Below are 20124 nucleotides of genomic sequence, written 5' to 3' on the forward strand. Positions count from 1 at the left end.
TGCCACAGGGAGGTTAAAACAATGGATGATCAGGTGTATATTCCGATTACAAAACATATTCCCGAGGGACTTCGCAGTGAGACAGATCTGTTACACGGGTGGCTTGTCGCATTATTGTCAGCGGAATTAAAGGCAATGGGGTTGTTTGAAAAAAGCTATTCCAGCACCCGGGAATGGTTAGAGAAAAACGGGATACCCGTTTTGTTTCATCGCTGGATGGAAGAGACACTTGCTGTGTTAGCCAAAGAAGAGGGGAATAGCACTGCAGGCGGGCAAACCGCTACTACCTTCGAGAATGTGTGGCAGAAATGGGATGAAGTTAAACAGCAATGGCTGCAAAAGGGCCATCTTCGATCCCAGGTCCTTTTGGCAGAAACGGCATTAAAACACCTGCCTGATATTCTTCGGGGCCACAAGCAGGCAACGGATGTTCTTTTCCCCAATTCAAGCATGACACTTGTCGAAGGCATATACCAAAACAATCCCATCGCCGACTATTTCAATGAGGTTCTGGGATCGCAACTTATAACAATTATTGAAGAAAAAAGAAAAAAGAATGCAACCATCCGGTTGAGAATCATCGAATTTGGCGCGGGTACAGGCGGAACCAGTACCCCTGTGCTGGACATGCTCAGACCGTATGCCCAGCACATTGAGGAATATTGTTATACGGATATCTCTTCCTCTTTTCTGTTGCAGGCAGAGCAGCGCTATGGGAATGAACACTCATATTTGACCTACAGAAAAATAGATGTGACCAAGCAGCTGAAGGGTCAATCCATTAATGAAGCTGTCTATGATATAGCGATCGCGGCCAATGTGCTGCATGCTACACCGAATATTCGTCAAACCCTCAGACATATCAAAGCAGCACTCAAAAAGCAGGGGCATCTGCTCCTGAATGAGATAACTGATAATACACTTTTTGCCCATATTACGTTTGGTTTGTTGGAGGGCTGGTGGTTATACGAAGATGAGGCACTGCGTATTCCGGGCTGCCCGGGACTTACACCTAATACATGGAAAAAGGTACTCGCCAAAGAGGGGTTCAGAAATGTTCGTTTTCCGGCATTAAATGCTGAAGAGTGGGGGCAACAAATCGTTGTATCTCAAAGTGATGGCATCATTATACACGAATTAGAACAGAGCCCTGCATCTCATTCTGTACAGACACAAACAAAAGCGATTCCTGAGGTGGAGTGGAAGCCCAGTCCGTCCTTGGTTACGGGGACTGGAAACATTCAGCCTACAGCAGATATTCCGGACCACCTGATCCGGGATCATATGATTACGGTCATCCGGGACAGCATAGAGACATCCTTGAAGATGAGCCAGGACCGGATCGATAATCATCAAAGTTTCTCTGAATATGGCGTCGATTCCATTGTTGCCGTGAATCTGGTCAATCTCATTAATGAGCAATGTGGAATAGTGATGCAGACTACAGTGCTGTTCGATCATAACACGGTCCATGCCCTAAGCAAGCACATGCTGGAGCAATATCGACAAGAAATTGTGGCGTCCATGCTGCCTGCCCCGGCTGTTACATCTCCACAGAGGAAAGACGAACAAGTCAGCATTATGGACATAAGCAGCGATAATCATACGGCTGAGAAGTCTGCTGTGCATAGGAATGAGGATCGGTTGCCGGTTCGGGATGAGAGGACTAATCCTAATTCGACTTGGACAAGCACAAGGGTTGATAACGTAAAGCTGGGATCCGGTTCGGAAGGTGTATATTATCGATTGCTGCTGGAGAAACCTGGAGAACCGGAAGAGCTTCAACTGATTCGGGATCAATCGCGTTCACTCCAGCCAAACGAAGTACAAATTGCTGTGCATGCTTTTTCACTTAATTTTGGAGATCTGTTATGTGTAAAAGGGCTGTATCCAACCATGCCCCTTTATCCGTTTACCCCTGGCTTTGAAGTCAGCGGGGTCGTCGTTCAAACAGGTTCCGAGGTCACAGACCTTCGGCGCGGTGATGAAGTGGTGGGCATGATGGGTGAGCAGATGGGTGGTCATGCCAATATGGTGATCTGTCCGGCAGCTCATGTTGTACCCAAACCGAAAAGATTAACATTTGAAGAAGCCTGCTCACTGCCGGCCGTCACGATGACCATGCTTGATGTGTTCCACAAAGCCAAACCGCAGCCAGGTGAAAAAATATTGATACAGACGGCGGCCGGAGGGACAGGTCTTATTGCCGTACAGCTGGCCCAGCACTATGGTCTAGAAATCTATGCCACAGCCGGTTCAGATGTGAAACTGAACTATCTGCAACAGCAGGGTGTGCACCATACCATTCAGTATGTGGAGCAGGATTTTGCCGAGGAGATTCGCCGTCTTACGAACGGGCAAGGTGTAGATATGGTCATCAATACCTTATCGGGTGATGCGATTCAAAAGGGTATGGCTTGTCTTGCTCCAGGTGGCAGATATATTGAAATTGCCATGACTGCCCTCAAATCAGCCAAAAATATTGATTTATCCTTGTTATCGAACAATCAGGCATTCTTTTCGGTAGATTTGCGACGGATGGCCTTCCGTGATCCTTCTATCATTCGAACCTATATGAAGGAAATGGCGATCCTAATTGATCAGAACATCATTCGTCCGACGATATATGCCACTTATCCTTTTCAGCAAGTGAAAGAAGCATATAAGGCTATGGGAAACCGCAGTAATATCGGCAAAATTGTGGTACATATCCCTGAAGAACAACGTTTTAAGCCGGATTCTGTTAAGCCATGGGAGCAAAACGTTGTGGTAGAAGAGGCCACAATGAATCAAGAAACACTGCCCGTCCGGGATGAAGTAGCAATTGTTGGAATCAGTGGCCGATTTGCACAAAGTCGCAATCCTGAGGAGTTATGGCAACATTTGCAAGCCGGGCATGATCTGATTGGAGAGGTAAAACGTTGGGAGCTGGACGCTTATTACGCTGATCAGCAGTCCTATTGTCGACATGGCAGCTTTATAGAGGATTTTGATCGTTTCGATCCTCTGTTTTTTAATATATCCGGCGTGGAAGCCACCTATATGGACCCTCAGCAGCGCATTTTTTTGGAGGAGTCCTGGAAGGCGCTTGAAGATGCAGGTTATGCTGGCAAAAAGGCGGAGGGCCTTCAATGCGGCGTTTATGTAGGCTGCAGTGGTATGGATTACCAGAGCATTTTTGGACATGAGGCCCCCCCGCAAGCTTTCTGGGGGAACGCCAATTCTATTGTGCCTGCTCGTATAGCCTATTATCTGAATCTGCATGGTCCGGCCATTACAGTGGATACGGCCTGTTCCAGTTCATTGGTAGCCATTCATCTGGCATGTCAGGGATTATGGTCAGGAGAGACCAATATGGCCGTTGCTGGAGGCGTATTCATCCAGTCCACCCCTGGCTTTTACCTTGCCTCCAATCGAGCGGGAATGCTGTCTCCAACAGGACGGTGTCATACCTTTGATGAAGCGGCAGATGGTTTTGTACCGGGAGAAGGTGCAGGGGTTGTTATTCTGAAAAGACTCAGCGAGGCGCTGGATGACGGTGATCAGATTTACGGAGTCATTCGAGGGAGCGGAATAAACCAGGATGGGTCCACCAATGGAATTACCGCTCCCAGTGCGAAATCTCAGGAACGGCTTGAGCAGAACGTATATGAGACTTTTAATATTAATCCTGAACACATCCAGCTTGTTGAGGCTCATGGGACAGGGACCAGGCTGGGAGACCCGATTGAGTTCAATGCATTGACGCAGGCGTTCAGAAAACATACGGACCAAAAACAGTTCTGTGCGATCGGCTCGGTAAAAAGCAATATCGGTCATACGGCCACGGCAGCCGGAGTAGCGGGTTTGTTTAAAATTATGCTGGGGATGCGTCATCAAAAAATGGCCCCCTCCATTCATTTTCATCAACCCAACAGCCAGATTGCCTTAAATGACAGCCCGTTTTATATCCCTACAGCCACGATGGAATGGAAAGCCGGATCAAGTGGCAGAAGATGTGCTGCAATCAGTTCATTTGGTTTCAGTGGTACGAATGCCCATATGGTCATTGAGGAAGGACCACTGCGATCCAGACCGTCAGAGCCGATGCCGGGATATTTGATTGCACTTTCAGCTCGTACCGCCGAACAATTGCGTCAGCAGGTTGAACAACTCACCGCCTACGGAAGACAATTGCCGGAACTGGATTGCGGTAACCTGAGCTACACCCTGCTATTGGGACGCAAACATATGGATTTCCGCCTAGCTTGCGTGGCCCGAAGTCTGAATGAAGCGATAACGTTACTTCAACGCTGGTTGGGTAAGGGAAGTGCACCACAGGTTCGGGTTTCACAAGGAACACCGGACACTTCACGTGAGCACTCCTCATTGCAGCGATATGGGAATGAATGTTTGCGGAGCTGCCGGAAGACGACACATGCAAGCGAATATTTGGAGCATCTGGGCACTGCGGCGGATCTGTATATCCAGGGATATGAACTGGATTATGATCTGTTGTTTGAGCGGGGACACTATCGAACCATTTCACTCCCCACCTATCCATTTGCCAGAGAGCGGTATTGGGTGGAGCCCGAAGAAATGAATGACTCAGCATTAGCAGAAAAACCAACAACGGTTAAGCCATTAAATGAAAGCATATTACTGCACTCCATGCTGCACCATAACCGCTCGGATCTGCTGCGAGGCCAGTGGTACAGTAGCCAGTTTAATGGCAGAGAGCCCTTCCTGAGCGATCATGTGGTACAGGGGCACAAGCTGCTTCCCGCTGTCGTTCAACTGGAGATGGCCCAGGCAGCAGCAGCACACGCAGCGAACTGGCCTCCGCGCACACATAGCCTGTTACTGCGCCATGTCATGTGGAGCAGGCCGCTCATCGTTGGGGAGGAGCCTGTGGAGGTTCATCTTGCACTTGAAGCCGAGGCCGATGGGAGCCTGTCCTATGAAATATCGGCAGCGTCATCCACCGAGTCTGCCATCGAGTCTGGGGAAGCGGTGTATAGTCAAGGGCGTGTGAGCATCGGACGCCCCCTGGCAGAAGCCGTGCAAAGTCTGGATTTGCAGGCCGTACGCAGCCGTTGCACGCAGGGACAGGCCAGCGGGGAAGTCTGTTATGAAACGTTCCGGAAGCTGGGCTTGGAGTACGGTCCGTCCCATCAGGCGATTGTCGAACTACACTGGGGGGCGGACGAGGCCTTGGCGCAGCTTCGTCTGCCACACGCCCTCTTCGAGGGGCAAGCGGACACCGTGCTGCATCCGGGGATGGTGGATGGAGCCTTGCAAGCGACCATTGCCCTATTGGCAGGAGATGAGATCGCGGCAGCGTTGAGATCCACACCTCTGAAGGGTGAAGTAAACTTGGAGGGCGCTGCCCTTGGGAGCACAGGAGAACGGTATGGAAACCAGCCGGCTTCCGCTCCGTTACCTTTTGCGCTGGAGGAGGCGGAAGTGATGGCTCCTTGCCAAGCGCAAATGTGGGTGGTAGTGCGTGTTCGCCCCGATCCTGCGGCATCTTCCGCCGCGGAGGTGAGGGTCCGTAAACTGGATCTGGAACTGTGCGATTCAGAGGGACAGGTTTGCATTCGGCTGCGGGGCATTACCTCGCGTGTACCGGAAAGCCGGGAAGGCGTACTGTTGGTGCAGCCCGAGTGGCAGGAACTGCCGCAGCGCGCTCTAACGCCTGGAATTCCGGCAGTCGAGCCGGCGGTGCTGCTGTGTGATTGGGCCCCGCAAGATTACGCGAATGCAGATGCGGATTTGCCTTGGGAGCAGATGGCGTTAACGGGGGCGTTGGAGGCGCGGTACGGACAGGCTGTTCAGGCCATCCTGCACCACGTGCAGCAGCAACTTTCAAAACATCAAAGCGGCCGATTGGCCTTGCAAATTGTCATAGCTGGAGATGAAGAAGGAAGACGGTTCGCTGGCCTGAGTGGGCTGCTGCGGACGGTGCGACGGGAACATCCGGGCTGTCTGGCACAGCTGGTCGAAATCCAGCCAGAGACATCCGCCGCAGTGTTGGCTGAACAACTGTACCAGTGTGCGCTCCATGCGGAGGAAAGCCATCTGCGTTGGGAAGCGGACGGGCTGAAGCGAGCGGGCTGGCAGGCGGTTAACGTGGACATGGATGAGAATGTGGATATGGATGAACATTTGATTCGAAATGTACATGCGGAAGCCGAGATGGAGCCGAAGACAAAGACGGGATTCCCGCTGTTGTCCCCTTGGAGGGACGAAGGCGTCTACGTCATTACAGGTGGAGCTGGTGGACTGGGACGTATCTGGGCCCAGGAAATTGCTGCTCAAACAGAAGGCAGTACACTCATTTTGACCGGCCGATCTCCGGCGATGCCAGAGACGGTACAGCGAGAGATGGCGCAGCTTCCGGCCCGGGTTCTTTATGAAATGGTGGACGTCACCAACAGAGAGGCGGTCGATGCACTATTTCGGCGTCTTCGTCAGCAATACGGCCGGGTGAACGGGGTGCTGCATTGTGCCGGAGAGATCCGGGACAGTCTGATTCGGTACAAAACGGAACCCGACTGGCAGGCGGTGCTGGCCCCGAAAGTAAATGGCACACGGAACCTGGAAGAAGCGATCGGGACAGAGGCGCTGGATATACTGCTGCTGTTCTCCTCTGGTGCAGCGGTGACGGGGAATGCAGGGCAGGGCGACTATGCCGCCGCGAATGGGTATATGGATGCGTATGCGGTGAGCCGAAATGCACGGATGAAGCGCGGGGAGTGTCAGGGTCGAACCTTGTCCATCAACTGGCCGCTGTGGGAAGAAGGCGGGATGCAGCTGGAGGAAGAGGGGAAGGCACGTCTGTGGAAACAGCATGGGCTGAGACCGATGGGAACCGCTTCGGGTGTGAAGGCGCTGTATCAGGCCTGGGCGAGTGGAAGCAGTCAGGTGGCGGTTGCGGAAGGCAATCTGTTGGTGCTGCGCAGAAGCCTGCTGGAACCGGGAGATTCGTGGTCGGGCCAACCGATCGAGCCGGTAAAGGCAGACAAACTTGAACCGGTGTCGGAATGGCTACCCACCCACACGGAAACGCCACAAGTTGCGTCTCAGACGTCTCAGGCGGGAAGCGCAGCTGAGCTGGAAGCAGTGCTTACGTTGGAAGTTGCCGCCTTACTAAACGTGGCGGAGCAGGAGATTGATCCGGATATAGACTGGAGTGAATATGGTTTGGACCCGGTACAATGGAGCGAGCTTTCCCGCAGACTGCTGACCCGGCATGGATGGGACATTTCCGCAGAGACACTGTTGGAACACTTAAACATGAGTCAAACGATCCGGCATGTTACCGGTCAGATCCACCCACTGGGGAAGGAGCGAATGGACCTGGATATGAATGAAGAGAAACATGACCTTGCGCAGAAGAATGATGCTGATTTGCGAGTAAAAACAGTTCAATTTCTGCAAGAGCGTTTAGCCCGTGTCATCGGACTTCCAACATCAAGGATTGATGCAGATACAGCCATGGATCGATATGGTATAGATTCGCTGCTTATTATGCAGATGACTACCCATTTGGAAGAACAGTTTGGTCTCTTGCCCAAAACACTTTTTTTCGAGTATCAGACCCTTCGGGCTCTGAGCGAATATTTTCTTGAGCACCATCATGAACAACTGCGACTCATTGTAGGGGGAGAACGTTCTAAGGAGTCCGTTAGTATATCTCCAACCTCGGTTGCTGTACAAAAGCCAAAAATAGAGGACGTTAACTCCAAGGGCATTTTACGCCAAAAGAGGACGTTAAAGAATCAACAAGCTACTAATCCAGAGTCGAAGAATGCAGCCCCAATGAATTCTTTGAATTCGATAAATCCAACTGAATCATCCATTCAGGTGCAAGAGAAGGAGGAGAAGCAGGATATCGCCATTATTGGTGTGGCGGGAAGGTATCCGGGAGCGCGGAATATCCATGAGTTTTGGGAGAATCTACGCAGTGGAACAGACAGTATCACCGAAATCCCGCCAGAACGCTGGGATCAGGAGCAGGTGTATGATCCGGCGCCGGGCACGCCGGGCAAGACCTATGGACGCTGGGGTGGATTTCTGGACGGTGTGGACGAATTCGATCCGTTGTTCTTCCAGATCTCTCCCCGGGAAGCCGAGATGATGGACCCGCAGGAACGATTGTTCATGCAGTGTGTGTACGAGACGCTGGAGGATGCGGGGTATACGCGGGAGCGTTTGGCGGCGGACACCGTGGGGGTGTACGTGGGTGTGATGTACGAGGAATATCAGCTGTACGGGGCCGAGTCCTCAATTGCGCTCTCGGGTAATCCGGCGTCCATCGCCAACCGGGTGTCGTATTTCTGTAATTTCCGCGGACCAAGTCTGGCGGTGGATACGATGTGTTCGTCTTCGCTGACCTCCATTCATCTGGCGTGCCAAAGTCTGAGACAGAACGAATGTCAGGTAGCGGTGGCGGGCGGGGTGAATGTGTCGGTCCACCCGAACAAATATATCATGTTGTCCCAGGGACGATTCCTGTCCAGCAAAGGCCGTTGTGAGAGCTTTGGTGAAGGGGGCGACGGGTATGTACCGGGTGAAGGCGTTGGCGCGGTCCTGTTAAAGCCGCTCGCACGAGCCGTTGCAGACGGGGACCGGATTTACGGCGTGATCAAAGGGTCGGCGTTGAATCACGGTGGAAAAACGAACGGATATACCGTGCCGAATCCCAACGCTCAAGCGGACGTCATCAGCCGGGCCTTGCGTGAGGCGGGAGTTGACCCGCGGACGATCAGTTATGTGGAAGCCCATGGCACGGGTACGTCGCTCGGTGACCCCATCGAGATTGCGGGGTTGAGTAAAGCTTTTCAGCAAGAGCCATCGGAAGAAACCTACTGTGCCATTGGCTCAGCGAAATCCAATATCGGACATGCGGAGAGCGCAGCAGGCATCGCGGGAGTCACCAAGGTGCTGTTGCAATTGCAGCATGGGGAGCTGGCGCCGTCCCTGCATGTGCAGCAGACGAACCCGCATATTGACTTTAGTCAAACCCCGTTCAGGGTCCAGCGGGAGCTAGACGTTTGGGCACGGCCAAGGGTGGACGGTCAGATCGTACCGCGACGGGCGGGAATTTCCTCGTTTGGTGCAGGTGGAGCGAATGCTCATCTCATTTTGGAGGAATACCGGGAACCCGAACTGGTGCAAGAACAGGCGAACGAGCAACACGAGAAAAGCGAGAAAAATGAAGTTCCCGGGATGGTTGTGCTGTCGGCGAGAAACGAGGAACGACTGGTCGTTCAGGCGCGTCAGCTGCGGGATACACTTCGCATTGGGCAGAGCAGCTGGAGTGTAAGGGAGATCGCCTATACGCTGCAAACCGGACGTGAAGCAATGGAGGCTCGGTTGGGCGTACTGGCGCAAACGGTGGACGAGCTACTCGCCAAGCTGGACAGCTATGTGGAACAGGCGGGTCAGGCGGAACCGGTAGGCAAAGGAAGCCAGTATTATCAGGGTCATGTGAAGCAAGGACAAGACAATCCGGGCTGGTTAACAGATGAGGAAGACATGAAAGAGAATGTGAAACGCTGGCTGTCCCAGGGTCGTTATGAGCATGTACTGGACGCCTGGACACGAGGGGCAGTGATCCAGTGGATGGAGCTATACGGGGACAACAGACAGCAGCACCCGCGTCGAATCAGTTTGCCGTCCTATCCCTTTGCAAGAAATCGTTATTGGGCTCCAATGAAATTAGAGGTAGCATCGTCCAACTCCAACGTAATTGGAAGTAATGGGCCAGCCATGCTTCATCCACTTCTGCACAGTAATACTTCGGATCTTCATGAGCAGCGATACAGTTCACTCTTCACGATGGACTCACCTATGCTTATGGAGATCCATGAAGAACAAACAGCAAAATTATTGCCTGACTTACTTCATCTGGAGATCGCCTATGCCGCTATGGAATTGGCGATACCTGATCATCATGATCCAGAAGAATCTGAATTATCGATCCAGTTGCAGGATGTGATATGGGACAGCTCTATTTACGTGTCTGATCAGACACTTCCGTTACACGTCTCATTGCAATCCGAACCACATTTAACCGTGGGATACGTCATATATGGTGAACATGCAGGGGGACTCCAACCCATATACAGTAGCGGAATGGCCAAAAAGGTGGCTTCTGAGTTTACAGCATCAGATGCTCTGGAGATTGGTTCTATCGATGAGCTCGACACGGTTGAGCTGGATTCGTCGATCACTGCTTTTGCGAACCATGCTTCAAAGCCTCTCTTGTCCTCATCTCCTTATGCGGTAGAACGTATATATGCGGGGGAAGGTCATATCCTGATCAAGTTTGAACATGCAACGGATGTGTTATCTGTACCATCAGTGTACAAACTGCCAGTAGATGCCATTCAGCTTGCCGTTTATGGGGGGCTGGGCTGGACGGAAATCGAAAATGAAGCAAATCAGCAGTTGGATATGTCTGCTTCACGTCCTGTTTACATTCAATCCCTTCAAAGACTTGATGCAATAGGCGCATCAAACATTTCTTGGGCGAGAGTAGACAGAAGAGAACGGATGAACGGGGCACCAGGGCTTGAAGTGTTGGACATTCGTTTGTATTCATCAGAAGGACGCGTAGTGTTAAAGATTCAGGGATTAGAAGCAGGATTTACAGCCATATCGCCAGAGGCAGAAAGCGAAGGAGTGGTGGTCCATTCGGATACTGCAAGTACAAGTACAAGTACAAGTACAGGTGCATTTGCACTTGATTCTTCATTTAGTAAATCCGAGAAAGAAACCGTGATCCTCTCAAAAGAAGCTTCATCTGCTCTCATGGTTTCTCGCCGGAGACCGGAGCTTTTGGGTCTAACAACGTCGGAGTGTGTAAGATGGGAGTTAAGGGAACTGGCGGGGCAAACGTTGAAAATTCCAAGAGAACTGATTGATGGCAATGAAAATCTTGCGGAATATGGATTTGATTCCATTAGCCTGACTGAATACGCAACGGTTCTTAATCAGCGTTTTGGAGTGGATCTGGCACCATCCATATTTTTCGATCACACCACACTCTATGAATTGGCTCATTATCTGGAGCGAGAATTCGAGCAGGCCATCACGGATCAATATGCAGATCACGAAATCCAAACGGAAGAAAAACATACAGAGCAAGCTGCACCGATTAAAAGCAAAGCGGCACAGCATCGTGCCAAAGTCCGAAAGTCTAAGGCCCAAAGACAAGCATCTGGCAAGTACTGGCGTTTGGGAGATACACGTCGAATGCAAACGGCCGATGAACCTGTTGCCATTATTGGCATCAGCGGACGATTTCCCGAAGCGCGCAATGTAGATGAGATGTGGTCGATTCTCGTAAATGGGCAAACGGCTGTTAAGACCGTTCCCTCGGATCGATTCACCAGCAGTAAAAAGGATGCCTGGAAATGTGGTCTTGTGCCAGGGGTACGGGAATTTGACCCCCGCTTCTTTGAAATTTCTCCGCGTGAAGCCGAGAGCATGGACCCGCGTCAGCGATTGCTATTGCAGGAATCCTGGAGAGCGCTTGAAGATGCCGCTTATGGCAAGAGACAGCTTTCCTCCGGCCGGGTCGGTATGTTTGTCGGGGTGGAGAACAATGAGTATTTACAAGTTGTTGGTCTGGACGGGCCGCTTACATCCAATCACAATGCCATTCTGGCCGCTAGATTAGCCTATCTACTGGACCTGAATGGTCCCAATATGGCGATTAATACGGCTTGTTCTTCGGGGCTGGCGGCTGTTCATCAAGCCTGTGCCAGCCTGCGAGCCGGAGAGTGCGACACGGCTCTTGCGGCAGGGGTGAGTCTGCTGCTTACCGAGCAGGGATTCGAAGCGATGTCCCAGGCGGGCATGCTGTCCGAGGATGGACGCTGTTATGCGTTTGACCAGCGTGCCAATGGCATGGTTCCGGGAGAAGCGATAGCAGTTGTTGTATTAAAGACCTTATCGCAGGCTGAGGCGGATGGAGACTCGATCTACGGGGTCATTCGGGGCAGTGGCATGAACTATGATGGCAAAACGAATGGAATCACCGCGCCGAGTGGGGTGGCACAGACAGCACTGATGAATGAGGTGTATACCCGGTACGGCATTCGAGCGGAGAACATGCAGTACATTGTGACTCACGGGACGGGAACACGTCTCGGAGACCCAGTCGAAATCAATGCTTTGCAGGAGGCCTACAAAACGCGAAATATGGAGCCAGGCTCCTGTGCGCTGACGTCGGTAAAAACGAATTTGGGTCATACCCTCGCCGCTTCGGGAGTGGTGAGCCTGATTAGCCTGGTACAGGCGATGCGTCATGAGACGATCCCGGCAAGTCTGCACTGTGAAGAGGAAAGTGAATATATCCGGTGGTCGGAGGGGCCGTTTTATGTGAATAAAAGCAATCGGTCTTGGCCACGAACAGAGCAGGCGAGATTGGGTGCGGTAAGTGCCTTTGGCATGAGTGGAACCAACGTGCATGTCGTAGTGGAAAGTTATGAAGGCAACAGGCAAAAACAAATGGCTGGAAATGCAGCGCCTTATTATTTGCTGGCACTGTCGGCCAAAACGGAAGCAGCACTACAACGCAAGGTGGAAGACATGATCGCTGTACTGGAACGGGAAGAGATGCCGGATCTGGCGACAATCAGCTATACGCTGCTGGAGGGACGACAGCATTTCCGTCACCGCTGTGCGGTGGTTGTACAGTCCAAGGCGGATGCTGTGCATGTCTGGAAACAGTTCGGTACGAAAGAAAATAACGGGAAGATGTTCCGCGGGACAGTGGGCCGGGAGTTCATTGAACAGCGCATTGTCCGGGAACACGGTCATGAGCTATTACATCAACTTCAGCATGAAACTCAAGCACCCTCAACCGGGGCATACCGTGACATTCTTCATGTCCTGGCTGATTTATACTGCCAGGGTTACGCGCTGGATTGGGTGAACATGTACGGCGAGGCTGCTCCTGGACGTATTCATCTGCCATCCTATCCGTTTGCTCAGGAAGAATACTGGGTGACCCCGTCATCCGCTGCAACAGTCCAGATGAACGAGCAGCATCATACAGCAAAGCTTCATCCGCTTATACACCGGAATACGTCAACGCTGCGCGAACAGCGGTATAGCTCTATTTTTACACTGGAAGAACCGTTACTGCATGAGCCTATGGAATCGGGTTACAAATGTCTTCCTGATGCAGCCCATGTGGAGATGGTGCGGGCAGCGGTGTCATGTGCGTTAAAAGGAGCGGACGGGATGAATCAGGCTCCGGTTCACATGAAGCTGTTCGACCATCAGTGGGTTAATCCAATGGTGGTGACAGAGGAAGCTCTGGAGGTTCATTTGGTCATCATTCCACAATCAGATCAATCCTTAATCTATGAGATATTCAGTGAAAGAGATGAGGGTGATGAAGAGTTATGGGGCAGGGGTCGCATCGAGTATGAACTTCTGGAATTCGTGAGGCCCCCAATGGATGTGCAGTCCATTACCGAAAGATGTACGCAAATGGAGCTTAGGAACCTATCGTCAGAAGGTATATGCTCATCCATTGTTTGTTGTTATACCGGAGAGAATGAAGTGTTAATAAAGCTCTCGCCTAATCGCAATGATCAGGATCGGGCTTTGCTGATTACACCGAAGTCGCTGACTGAAGCCGTATCACTGGCGGCAAACATCTTTCAGACAAGAACGGGAGCGGCAGCAGATTATCGTAACAAAACGATACCAGTAAGTGAGGCAGGCGACTCGCTTGTACATGAGATAGGAGAATCGCTTACACATGAGGTACAGAGTCAAAGACATACCTGGCTTTCCATGGAGTCTATGGAATTTTCCGCAGATCACTTGCAGCATCCGCTGTGGATGTGGATCAGGGAGTTGGATTCCGGGCTGGATGTTACTTTCTATGATGCGAAAGAACAGGTAGTTGCACACATGGCGGGTTTACAGGTCCAAAAGAATCTGATGACAAAAGATGTACCGGAGGACATGGAAAGAAAGAAGATCGGACGCGAGGTTGCAGATGATAACCTTCTGATGGCTTTTGAGGAAATATGGGAAGAATCGGAGCCAGAACTTCATCATGAAGAGAACCCACAGACTATGTTATGTGTACTTTCCCGTCAGGAGAATCAGGAGAGGTTCGTTTCACGGATGAAACATCACAACCCTGAGATCCAGCTGGTCTTCATCGATCCGGGACTGTGGGAAAAAGAGACGGATACCGTTCATCTAGCGAAGTACAGAGAAGCGCTTCAGGAGATCAGCCAGCAATATGGGAACGTGGATACTGTACTATATTTGTCGGCACTGGAGGAACCGCTACTGCTGCAGGACACGAAGCCGATATTACTTTTGCTTCAGGCATTGGCAGCAGAGAAGATCAAGCCTGGCCGAATTCTGCTCGCCGGGGAATACAGAACAGGGATCGAGCGGTGTTACCTGGATGCATGGATTGGTTTTGAGCGTTCACTTGGGCTCGTTATGCCCCATACGAAATTACAGGTAATCAGCAGTGATGTGCAATCCATAAACGAAGTGAACTGGCAATGGTGGAGTGAACGGTTATGGCAAGAATTAAGGTCGAACCAGCGATGCAGCGTACGTTATGAGCATCAGCAGCGCAAAGTAAGCCGTATCAGATCAATCCCACCTGTCGAGCATTACAAACAGGGAACAGAATACGTGTTGCCAGGAAAGACATATTTGATTACAGGCGGATTGGGAGGAATTGGCCTCGCTTTTGCCAGAGCATGGGCTCCGTTGGGAGTAAATCTGGTGTTGATGGCCCGATCTTCCCTGGATTCTGTGAAACAGCAAAGAATTGATGAGTTGACCGAGGCGGGCAGTCAGGTCATGTATGTTCAGGCTGATGTTGCTGTATTAGAACAAGTCGAAGAAGCGGTGCGAACAGTTAAACGAAGATTTGGCGAAATTCACGGACTGATCCACGCTGCCGGGATTGAAAGTCGGGTAAGTGTGCTGGATAAATCAGCAGCAGATTTTGAGCGTGTGCTTGCTCCCAAAATCCGGGGAACAATGGCATTGGACAAGGCGCTTGTTAACGAACCGCTGGAGTTCCGCAGTTATTTCTCTTCCTCATCGGCTATTTTGGGAGACTTCGGTTCCTGTGATTATGCTGTGGCGAATCGATTCCAGATGGCCTATGCCCAAGAACAGCATCGCACGGGTCCTATTCACACGGTATCCATCAACTGGCCGCTTTGGAGAGAGGGCGGAATGGGCACAGAAGAAAAGAATGCTTCGGCCATGTATCTCAAAACCAGCGGTCAACGTTTTCTGGAAAAAGACGAAGGGCTAGCATTATTTCCAAAAATTCTAAATGAACCTTACGCTCACCAACTCGTTATGGCGGGGAAACCGGAACGCATATATCGTTTTCTGGGTGTTGAATTCACACCTGATGGAGCTGACAGCATGCCTCAGCCTTCACATGGAGTTAGGAATCCGGTTTTTACGAATCCTGCGGTGAAGCGGCGTGTACGTATGGAGTTACGTGGCAAAACGGTGGCTGAATGCGCGCAATGGGAGCTTGGAGAAATAGCAAGCGAGCTGTTAAAGATACCTCATGAAGAATTGGACCCTCAAGCCAATCTTGCGGAGTTTGGATTTGATTCCATCAGCTTGACGGAGTATGCAGCACGGTTAAGCCATCATTACGGAGCGGAAGTGACACCATCCATTTTCTTTGGACATTCTACACTGAAGGGATTGGCTGAATATCTGGAAAACGAGCATCGGGATGTTTTAATTGGCATGTACGAAGAAAGGGAAGTCGTGACCGACATGAAATCCGATGTCGCGGACCGAGGTTACCGATCTGAACGTTCCGGAAGATGGGCTGGCGGCAAATCCTTCCCTGCATCCGATCTTCGCCCAACTGCACGTAATCTGGACAAAATGGATCAATTCACGGAACCTGTTGCCATTATTGGTATGAGCGGACGGTTCCCCGAAGCACGTGATGTGGACGAGATGTGGTCGATGATCAGTCAGGGTAAGGAAGCGATAAAAAGGGCACCGGAGGACCGGTTTTGCACCCGCAATGGGCGTGGACCTTGGAAATGCGGTCTTGTGCCAGGGGTACGGGAGTTTGACCCCCGCTTCTTCGAAATTTCTCCGCGTGAAGCCGAGAGCATGGACCCGCGTCAGCGATTGCTATTGCAGGAATCCTGGAGAGCGCTTGAAGATGCCGCTTATGGCAAAAGACAGCTTTCCTCCGGCCGGGTCGGTATGTTTGTCGGGGTGGAGAACAATGAGTATTTACAAGTTGTTGGTCTGGACGGGCCGCTTACATCCAACCACAATGCCATTCTGGCCGCTAGATTAGCCTATCTACTGGACCTGAATGGTCCCAATATGGCGATTAATACGGCTTGTTCTTCGGGGCTGGCGGCTGTTCATCAAGCCTGTACCAGCCTGCGAACTGGAGAGTGTGACACAGCTCTTGCGGCAGGGGTGAGCCTGCTGCTTACCGAGCAGGGACTCGAAGCGATGTCCCAGGCGGGCATGCTGTCTGAGGATGGGCGCTGTTATGCGTTTGACCAACGTGCCAATGGCATGGTCCCGGGAGAAGCGATAGCGGTTGTTGTATTAAAGACCTTATCCCAGGCTGAGGCGGATGGAGACTCGATCTACGGGGTCATTCGGGGCAGTGGCATGAACTATGATGGCAAAACGAATGGAATCACCGCACCAAGTGGGGTGGCACAAACAGCACTGATGAATGAGGTATATACCCGGTACGGCATTCGAGCGGAGAACATGCAGTACATTGTGACTCACGGGACGGGAACACGTCTTGGAGACCCAGTCGAAATCAATGCTTTGCAGGAGGCCTACAAAACGCGAAATATGGAGCCAGGCTCCTGTGCACTGACGTCGGTAAAAACGAATTTGGGTCATACCCTCGCTGCTTCGGGAGTGGTGAGCCTGATTAGCCTGGTACAGGCGATGCGTCATGAGACGATCCCGGCAAGTCTGCACTGTGAAGAGGAAAGTGAATATATCCGGTGGTCGGAGGGGCCGTTTTATGTGAATAAAAGCAATCGGTCTTGGCCACGAACAGAGCAGGCGAGGTTGGGTGCGGTAAGTGCCTTTGGCATGAGTGGAACCAACGTGCATGTCGTGGTGGAAAGTTATGAAGGCAGCAGGCAAAAACAAACCTCTGGTTATGCGGCATCTTATTATTTGCTGGCGTTGTCAGCCAAGACTGAAGAGGCACTACAGCGCAAGGTAGAAGATATGATCACCGCACTGGATCGGGAAGAAGAGCCGGATCTGACGGCAATCAGCTACACGCTGCTGGAGGGACGACAGCATTTCCGACACCGTTGTGCGGTGGTTGTGCAGTCCAGGGAAGATGCCCTATACATGTTGAAACAACGGGGGCAATCCAAGTCAGGGGTTTTGTTTGAGGGCGTGGTGCCAAGAAGGTTTACTGGACAAAAGCTGTTACAGGAGCATGGGGACGAATGGATTATCAAAAGCACCGAAAGAAGTCTGTCCTCGGAGAAACAGAGGGATATACTCCATGTGCTGGCTGATCTGTATGCCCAGGGCTATGATCTGAACTGGGGCCAGATGTATGGCGATGTACCACCATTACGCATCAGCCTGCCAACGTATCCTTTTGCCCGAGAGGAATATTGGATGGCGTCAAAGGAAAGGGAGCAAAGGGAAGAGCCGCCATCGCGGGAGCGCTCTTGGACTTCTCTTCACCCCCTGGTGCAACAAAATACGTCTGATTTCACTGAGCAAAGGTTCAGCTCGGTCTTCAATGGAAGAGAATTTTTCCTTAAGGATCATATTATTCATGGAGTCTCCGTACTTCCCGGGGTGGCCCAATTGGAGATGGCCCGGGCTGCATTGCAGCTTACCGTTGCCGGAACAAGACCTGTTTTTCTGCAAAATGTGGTGTGGATCAGTCCCGTTGTCATGGACGGAGATGCAGCAATTCATAACAGCATTCAGGTCGGAATCGGATTACATCCTGTCACAGAGAATCCCGAGCTTATAAGTTATGAGATATACCGACAAGGCCAGCAGGCTGAGGGGAAACGTCATGTATACAGTCAAGGACAGCTGGGATGGAATGAAAAGACTGAATCGGCTCCAATTCATGATCTGAACGAACTCATGACTGCATGCAGCCGATCGACTTGGACGGGTGAAGATTGTTACAAGGCATTTAGGCAAGCTGGTATCCAGTACGGACCTGCATTTGAGGGAATACAGCAATTGTTCATCGGTGAAAGGGAAGTTTTGGCCCAACTGAAGCTACCTGAGCATTTGTTGCCGGAAATGAACTCATATGTCCTTCATCCCTGTATATTGGACTCCGCGTTGCAGGCCTCTATTGGCATGATGCTGGAGCAACCTGATGTGGATGGGAAAAAGGCGGGACATGGTTCAGGTGAACCACAGCCTTCGGTTCCTTTTGCGTTAAAGAAAGTCCAGATCTACAAAGCTTGTGCTCAGGACATGTGGGCATGGGTGCGCTACAGCTCCGATTCCAGTTCGGATGGGAAAGGAATGACGCTTGATATGGATTTGTTTGATCAAAAAGGAGATGTCTGTGTTCGTTTAATTGGCTTTTCCTCCAGACAGCTTCCCGATCCAAAATCCACAGCGCCAGGTGCTGACACACCCGCTCAGTCTGAAATGCTGCTGTTAAAGCCGTACTGGCGGGAGATGGAGGTGGAGGTGGAAGGAGCAGGTCGGAGCCGGAAGACTCCAGACGCTGAGCATATCGTTATTTTATGTGGTGCATTCGCTTGCAGGTTGAGTGAGATGGAGCTTGAATTTCCGTCAGCATCGTTTATACCGATTGGGTTGGATCAGGGAATGGCCACTGCCGAAAAGTGGTTTGAGGATGGTGCCTTGCAGGTGTTTGGTACACTTCAAACGATACTGTCCAGTGAATCGAATAAACCGCGGATTATACAGGCCGTTGTGCCTAATGATGGAGAGCAGCGTTTGTATGCTGCGCTGTCAGGTATGTTGCAAACTATTAAACTCGAGTATCCGGCTGTTGCAGGACAGTTGATCGAAATGGACGAACAGTTGGACAACGCAGATATTTTACAGCAATTGAAGTTGGACGTTTGCGAGCCTAAAGATAGCTGGATTCGTTATACGGGTCGTCGACGGGAATGGGCAGACTGGCAAGAGATTGATCCGTCCACTGTTCTTGAACAACGGTTTTGGCGTGATCATGGTGTTTACCTCATTACAGGCGGTATGGGAGGGATTGGCCTTGTATTTGCGCAAGAGATCGCTACTCAGGCCAAGCATCCAACGCTTGTTCTCGTGGGCAGATCACCGATGGATGGTCTCATGGGACAATCCCTTGAAGTATTGCGAGAGCAGGGGGCACGGGTGGACTATTTGCAGGTTGATGTAGCGGATGGTGAAGCCGTGGAGAACCTTGTTGATAGCATCAAACAAGTCTATGGCGCTATCCACGGCGTTATTCATGGAGCAGGATTAATCAGAGACAGCTTGTTTCTTGCCAAGACAGAGGAAGAATGGCGTGAGGTTATGAAACCCAAAGTGGCGGGCACTATACACCTGGATCGTTCTACACAGCAGGAAGCCTTGGATTTCTTCATCCTGTTCTCCTCTGGAACTGCCGTGCTCGGCAATATGGGGCAGAGTGATTACGCTACAGCCAATGCATTCATGGACCTATACGCAACATACCGGGAAACGATGGTGAGTCAGGGCAAACGAAGCGGCAGGACACTGTCCGTAAACTGGCCATTATGGGAAAATGGCGGCATGAAGGTGGACGCATCTGTCAAACAAATGATGTGGCGGCAAATGGGAATGAGACCCCTGCATTCGAGTCAGGGAATAAAGGCATTAACCCTTGCACTATCATCCGGTTCTTCCAGAGTGATGGTCATGGCAGGGAACCCTGAACGAATTCGGGACAAGATCAGAACTGTAAAATCACAAACACTAGATATTTCCTCTCCAATGTATACAGCTTCTCCCAAAGGGGAAAAGCACAGGGACGACCTCTATTCGGAACTGGTGGATCGTGTTCTGGACGGGGAACTAACGGAAGCGCAATTTGTTGAAGCGTTCATGAAGGAATAGGAGTGATCG

1 protein-coding gene is annotated in these 20124 nt (G+C 51.2%); it reads left to right on the forward strand.

Features of this window, described 5'->3' with window-relative positions:
• Positions 1 to 21: 21 nt before the first annotated feature.
• Positions 22 to 20115, forward strand: a complete 20094-nt coding sequence (locus tag MHB85_RS13050) for an SDR family NAD(P)-dependent oxidoreductase (RefSeq protein WP_341073051.1) — start codon at positions 22 to 24, stop codon at positions 20113 to 20115.
• The last annotated feature ends 9 nt before the right edge of the window (positions 20116 to 20124 follow it).

This window comes from Paenibacillus sp. FSL K6-4396 (assembly GCF_038002525.1).
Lineage (GTDB): Bacteria > Bacillota > Bacilli > Paenibacillales > Paenibacillaceae > Paenibacillus > Paenibacillus amylolyticus_B.